A 6,196-nucleotide genomic window follows, 5' to 3' on the forward strand; every position below is an offset into this window, starting at 1 on the left:
GAGATGGACCCGAAACGTTTAACCCACCTCAAGCAGTTAGAAGCGGAAAGTATCCACATTATCCGTGAAGTAGCGGCTGAGTTTGATAATCCGGTAATGATGTACTCTATCGGTAAAGATTCATCGGTAATGTTACACCTAGCACGTAAAGCATTTTATCCGGGGAAGATCCCGTTCCCATTGCTGCACGTTGATACCGATTGGAAATTCCGCGAGATGATCGATTTCCGTGATCGCACCGCAGAAAAGTATGGCTTTGATTTATTGGTACATAAGAACCCTGAAGGTCTCGCAATGGGCGTTGGCCCATTCACGCACGGTTCGTCAAAGCACACCGATATTATGAAAACTCAGGGTCTAAAGCAGGCACTGGACAAGTATGGTTTTGATGCCGCTTTTGGTGGCGCACGTCGTGATGAAGAAAAATCACGTGCAAAAGAGCGTGTCTATTCATTCCGTGACAAGAACCACACATGGGATCCGAAAAATCAGCGTCCTGAGTTATGGAAGACTTACAACGGTCAAATCAACAAGGGTGAGAGCATTCGTGTTTTCCCACTTTCAAACTGGACTGAGCTTGATATTTGGCAATACATCTATTTAGAGGGTATCGAGATTGTTCCACTGTACCTATCTGAAGTACGTCCTGTGGTTGATCGTGACGGCATGTTGATCATGGTTGATGATGAGCGTATGGATCTTCAACCGGGTGAGAAAATCGAGCAAAAGAGTGTGCGCTTTAGAACCTTAGGTTGTTACCCACTAACGGGAGCGATTGAATCTACAGCCGATACACTACCGGGCATTATTGAAGAAATGCTGGTGGCAACATCGAGTGAACGACAAGGTCGAGCGATTGACCATGATCAGTCGGGTTCAATGGAATTGAAAAAACGCCAAGGTTACTTCTAAGGAGAGAATAATGAATAGCGTGATTGAACAACAGGTCGCTGAGCTCGGTATCGAAGCTTATCTTGACCAACACCATAATAAATCTCTACTGCGATTTTTAACCTGTGGCTCAGTAGATGACGGTAAAAGTACTTTAATTGGTCGACTACTGCATGACTCTCACCAAATTTATGAAGATCAATTAGCGGCAATTCATACCGACAGTCAAAAAGTCGGTACAACAGGCGATAAGCCTGACCTAGCGTTATTGGTTGATGGATTGCAGGCTGAGCGCGAGCAAGGGATCACGATTGATGTTGCTTACCGTTATTTCTCAACCAAAGCACGTAAGTTCATCATTGCTGATACCCCAGGGCATGAGCAGTATACCCGTAACATGGCAACAGGTGCATCGACCTGTGATGTCGCGGTGATCTTGATTGATGCGCGTAAAGGCGTATTAGATCAAACTCGTCGTCACTCTTACATTGCAAGTCTATTGGGTATTCGTCACTTTATTGTTGCGATTAACAAAATGGACTTAGTGGGGTTTGACCAAGCGCGTTTTGAGTCAATCCGTGAAGAATATTTAGCGTTCTCGAAAAAACTGAACAGTGATATCAACATTAGCTTAGTGCCGTTATCAGCATTAGAAGGGGATAACGTTGTTGGCCTTAGCGATCAAACGCCTTGGTATGACGGTGATTCATTACTGACCTTGCTTGAAAAAGTGGATCTTACTCAAGGTCAGGCGTCGACAGAGCTACGTTTCCCTGTGCAATATGTGAATCGTCCAAACCTTGATTTTCGTGGTTTCGCTGGCACATTAGCCTCAGGTGAATTACGAGTGGGGCAAAAAGTACGTGCGTTACCATCGGGTAAAACCTCGACCGTTGATCGCATCGTAACATTTGATGGTGATTTGGAGGTTGCAACACCAGGCTTAGCAGTAACCGTTACCTTGGCTGATGAAATTGATATTAGCCGTGGTGATACGTTAGTGGCTGCTGATGAAACAGTGCCACTAAGTAATAATTTACTTGCTGATATTGTTTGGATGGGCGAGTCAGCGTTAGAAACAGGTCGCCAGTACGACATTAAAGTTGCGGGTAAGAAAACGGTTGGTAGTGTTGATGCCATTCGTCACCAAGTTGATATTAATAACCTTGAAACGTTTGAAACTGATGCTTTACCGCTTAATGGTATTGGCTTATGTGAAGTGAGCTTAAATGAAGCCATTGCCGTTGATAGCTATCAAGCATGTAAAGATACTGGCGGCTTTATCATTATTGATCGCTTAACGAATGTGACGGTTGGTGCGGGTATGGTACGTGAAGCATTAGATGCTAAACAAAATACTGCGCAATACTCAGCATTTGAAGTTGAATTAAATGCCCTGATCCGCAAGCACTTTCCACACTGGGATGCTAAAGATCTTAGCAAGTTGCTAGGGTAACTCTATGGGATGGGAGCAAGCGATTGTCTTAGCTATGTTGGTGGTGATTATTCTCTGCTTACTGGCAACCAAAATAAAACCGCCTTACTTATTTGCAGGTGCGGCATTTATTGGTTATCAGTCTGGAATGATCGATTTACCGACATTGGCTGGCAATTTCACTAATTCGTCATTACTGACATTAGTGTTGTTGATCCTTGTTTCCATTGCTTTAGAAAAAACACGGTTGATTAGTTGGGTTGGGCGTCAAATATCACAGGGCGGCCAAACGGCTGTGGTCACAAAACTCGGCTTATCAACCGCATTATTATCATCTTTTACGAATAACACAGCGGTTGTCGTGTCATTAATCGGTGCGATTAAGCGTAACCAACGCCACGCACCATCTAAATTATTATTACCGTTGTCGTATACCGCTATTTTAGGTGGAACGTTAACGTTAATAGGTACATCGACGAACTTAATCATAAATAGTTTCGTTGAAGATGCGGGTCTGCCTAGTTTAGGCTTTTTCGCACCAAGTATGATTGGTTTAGCGGTATTAGTTGTTGGCTTAGTTATTCTTATCCCGCTTAGTCATCTATTACCCAGTTATGATGATCATGCTGATGATCAATTGCCTTATTTCCTTGAAGCACGTGTAGAAGCTAAATCCCCATTAGTAGGAAAAACCGTTGCCGAAAATGGTTTGCGTGCCCTACGCCGTTTATTTCTAGCTGAGTTGATCCGTGACGGTCAAACTATTGCACCTGTATGTCCTGATACTAAGTTGCAGGCAGGCGATACCTTATTATTTTGTGGTGATGTCGAAAGTGTAACCACACTTCAAGAAATTCCAGGTTTAAACCTTTTTGGTCAGCATCACCTAAATGGCCAATCGATGATGGAAGTCATCATCAGCCACTCGGCAGGAATTCGTGGCAAAACCTTAAAAAGTACCCGTTTTAGAGAAAATTTTGATGCTGTCGTTGTGGCGATACGTCGTGGTCATGAACGTCTTGCTGGTGGACTCGGTAATATCGAACTGCATGCTGGCGATACATTAGTTATCGTGCCGGGTAAAAAATTCCAACAAAAGAAAGCCACCTTAGATCGTGAATTTGTCTTGGTGAATGGTCTTGATTCAAGTGCTCGCTTAGATAACACCAAAAGTGCAGCTGTACTGATGGGATTTCTGACTGTTATTGGTCTCGCTTTATTGGATGTATTACCGATCATTAAAGGGTTGGCCATTTATCTTTTCGTTATGGTCGCAGTAGGCATTATTTCATTTGCAGAATTACGCCGCCGTTTTCCTATCGATATCGTTGTGATTGTCGGCTCGGCTTTAACCTTGGCTAAATTGATGATCACAACAGGGTTATCTGAGCGAATGGGTGAAGCTTTGATTGAAGCATTTAATGGCTGGGGAATTTATGGGGCATTAATTGCGGTTTACTTACTGACACTCGTGTTAACAGAGTTAGTCACGAATAATGCTGCAGCTGCTTTGTCTTTTCCTATCGGTTATAGCCTAGCATTAGCTTATAACGTTGATCCTATGCCTTTTATTATGGCAGTACTGTTTGGCGCCAGTGCGAGCTTTATCTCACCCTATGGTTATCAAACTAACTTATTAGTCTATAGCGTAGGTAACTATAAGCTGAGAGATTATGTTCGGATTGGATTACCAATATCGATAGTGTATTCAATCGTTGTATTAACCCTGATCCCACTGTTATTCCCTTTTTAATAAATAGACAACGGAGTGTGTTATGACAATCACGCCACAAGCGCATGATGATAACGAGAATATTGTTTGGCATCGTCATACCGTAACCAAAGAATTACGTGCAACACAAAAGAATCAGAAAGCGAGTGTGTTGTGGTTTACAGGCCTAAGCGGCGCAGGAAAATCAACAGTAGCTGGCGCATTAGAAAATAAACTGGCTGAAATGGGTTATCACACCTATTTACTTGATGGTGACAATGTTCGTCATGGTTTATGTCGTGATCTTGGTTTCTCAGCGGAAGATCGCCGTGAAAATATTCGACGTATTGGTGAAGTCGCGACATTAATGGCTGATGCCGGGCTAATCGTACTTAGTGCTTTTATTTCACCACATCGAGAAGAGCGTCAGTTAGTGAGAGATTTACTGCCTGAAGGTGAGTTTATTGAGGTATTTGTTGATACTCCTCTTGCTGAGTGTGAAAAACGTGATCCGAAAGGCTTGTATAAAAAAGCGCGAGCAGGTGAAATCAAACAATTTACAGGTATTGATTCTGAATACCAACCGCCGTTATCGCCTGAGCTCCATTTAGCGGCAGGTAGTAATGCAATAGATAAGCTGGTGGAACAATGTGTTGAACATTTAAAGTCAAAACAGATCATCAGCTAATAAATGAAGGAGAAAGGGATTGGCAATGTTACTCGACGAAATATATAGCATCGCGTTAGAGGCGGGTGCTGCCATTATGGCTCGTTACCATGGTCAAGTTCAGATCACGCAAAAATCAGATAGCAGCCCTGTCACAGATGCCGATCTTGCCGCTAATGAACTTATCGTTACCAAACTACAACAGCTAACACCAGAGATCCCTATTCTTTCAGAAGAGTCCGCACATACAGATTGGCATCAACGACAAAATTGGGACACATTTTGGTTAGTTGATCCATTAGATGGCACTAAAGAGTTTATTCGCAAAAATGGTGAGTTCACGGTTAACATTGCTTTAATAAAAGAAGGACGTCCTGTTTTAGGTGTGGTGTATGCGCCTGCATTAGAAAAAGCATGGTTAGGTGATGGTGATAAGGCGTGGTTAGAAACCAAAGCCGGTCGTGAGCCTATTCGTGTACGAGCAGCAACAGTACCAACGATTGTTGGTAGTCGCTCTCATCCTTCCCCAGAGTTAGATCACTACTTAGAACAAATCGGTGAGCACAAGATGACGGAAGTTGGTTCATCATTAAAGTTCTGTTTAGTCGCAGAAGGTCGAGCGCAACGTTACCCGCGTTTAGGACCCACAATGATGTGGGATACCGCTGCTGGCCAGTGTGTAGCTGAGAGTGCTGGGGCTATAGTACTCGATTTAGAAGGGCAACCATTAAACTATCATCGCGAGCAATTACTGAATCCATCTTTTATTGTTTCAATAAAAGACTAATCTTATTAAATAACGATAAGGCATATGAGTTACCTCATATGCCTTTTTTGTTTTTAAACAGAAGAAAACGTATCGTTTTGTACGAAAAGTGTTATTTTTGGGGTTTATCGTTGTTTTTATTGTCATTCGGTTTGAATTCTCAATTTTGTTATTGCTATCTCTAAGCTTATCCCTATAATGCTGCTCCATCGACAGGGAATACGGATGGTTAGTAAGTTATTTACAACCTGTGTATAACTTGTAGGTAAGCGGTTTATAAAAAAAAACTAATTTAAAACTTAGCTAAACAGTGTTTTTTAAATTGGGTAAATCGTAGTCTTAATGCTGAAATCTTGTCTCAATCTTAAAAAGATAAGGAAGTATGCTTTAAGTTAAGTGTGGCAAGGGTTTTGAAAATTAATTTTAAAATAATTGTTGACTTAAATTGAGCGCGGTGTAGTATACGCAGCCTCAGCCAACACGATGTGTTGCGCTAACGTTCTTTAACAATTTGACCATGCAATCTGTGTGGGCACTCGTTGAAAAGTTAAGTCGAAAGATTTATCAATGATACTAGTGACCAATACAAATAACTCATTTCTTTATAGAGAAGGATTATTTGGCACAGTCAATTCAAATATCCTAACTAGCTTCTAGTTAGCGGTATTTTAACAGTATTCATTGAGCCGGTCGAAAGACCACAAAAACTTTAATTGAAGAGTTTGA

Annotated in this window: 5 protein-coding genes; all 5 read left to right on the plus strand. The window is 41.9% G+C overall.

The features are described 5' to 3' along the window. Positions 1-3: 3 nt before the first annotated feature. Genes cysD through cysQ form a run of 5 tightly spaced genes read left to right on the plus strand, consistent with a single transcriptional unit; the run spans position 4 to position 5,491 of the window. Entirely contained in the window at positions 4-912 is a 909-nt protein-coding gene (gene cysD, locus C9J45_RS17085; protein WP_107247342.1) for a sulfate adenylyltransferase subunit CysD, read from the plus strand. A 10-nt stretch (positions 913-922) separates the two neighbouring features. Further along, positions 923-2,347 (plus strand): sulfate adenylyltransferase subunit CysN, encoded by a 1,425-nt coding sequence (gene cysN, locus C9J45_RS17090; RefSeq protein ID WP_107262067.1) that lies wholly within the window; start codon positions 923-925, stop codon positions 2,345-2,347. A 4-nt stretch (positions 2,348-2,351) separates the two neighbouring features. Further along, positions 2,352-4,079 carry an SLC13 family permease gene (locus C9J45_RS17095; RefSeq protein WP_107208048.1) on the plus strand — a complete coding sequence of 576 codons (1,728 nt, stop codon included), beginning with the start codon at positions 2,352-2,354 and terminating at the stop codon, positions 4,077-4,079. Between the two features lie 22 nt (positions 4,080-4,101). After that, positions 4,102-4,725, plus strand: coding sequence for an adenylyl-sulfate kinase (gene cysC, locus C9J45_RS17100; RefSeq protein ID WP_107208049.1), 624 nt, complete (start codon positions 4,102-4,104; stop codon positions 4,723-4,725). Positions 4,726-4,750: 25 nt separating this feature from the next. Next, complete coding sequence (cysQ, locus tag C9J45_RS17105; protein WP_199187180.1) at positions 4,751-5,491, plus strand: 3'(2'),5'-bisphosphate nucleotidase CysQ; 741 nt, start codon at positions 4,751-4,753, stop codon at positions 5,489-5,491. The last annotated feature ends 705 nt before the right edge of the window (positions 5,492-6,196 follow it).

It is taken from the genome of Photobacterium sp. GB-1 (assembly GCF_003026165.1).
Lineage (GTDB): Bacteria > Pseudomonadota > Gammaproteobacteria > Enterobacterales > Vibrionaceae > Photobacterium.

Excerpts from the sequence above, each read along its gene's own strand:
- cysD (WP_107247342.1), top strand. The coding sequence starts at position 4 with ATGGACCCGAAACGTTTAACCCACCTCAAGCAGTTAGAAGCGGAAAGT.
- cysN (WP_107262067.1), top strand. The coding sequence starts at position 923 with ATGAATAGCGTGATTGAACAACAGGTCGCTGAGCTCGGTATCGAAGCT.
- C9J45_RS17095 (WP_107208048.1), top strand. The coding sequence starts at position 2,352 with ATGGGATGGGAGCAAGCGATTGTCTTAGCTATGTTGGTGGTGATTATT.
- cysC (WP_107208049.1), top strand. The coding sequence starts at position 4,102 with ATGACAATCACGCCACAAGCGCATGATGATAACGAGAATATTGTTTGG.
- cysQ (WP_199187180.1), top strand. The coding sequence starts at position 4,751 with ATGTTACTCGACGAAATATATAGCATCGCGTTAGAGGCGGGTGCTGCC.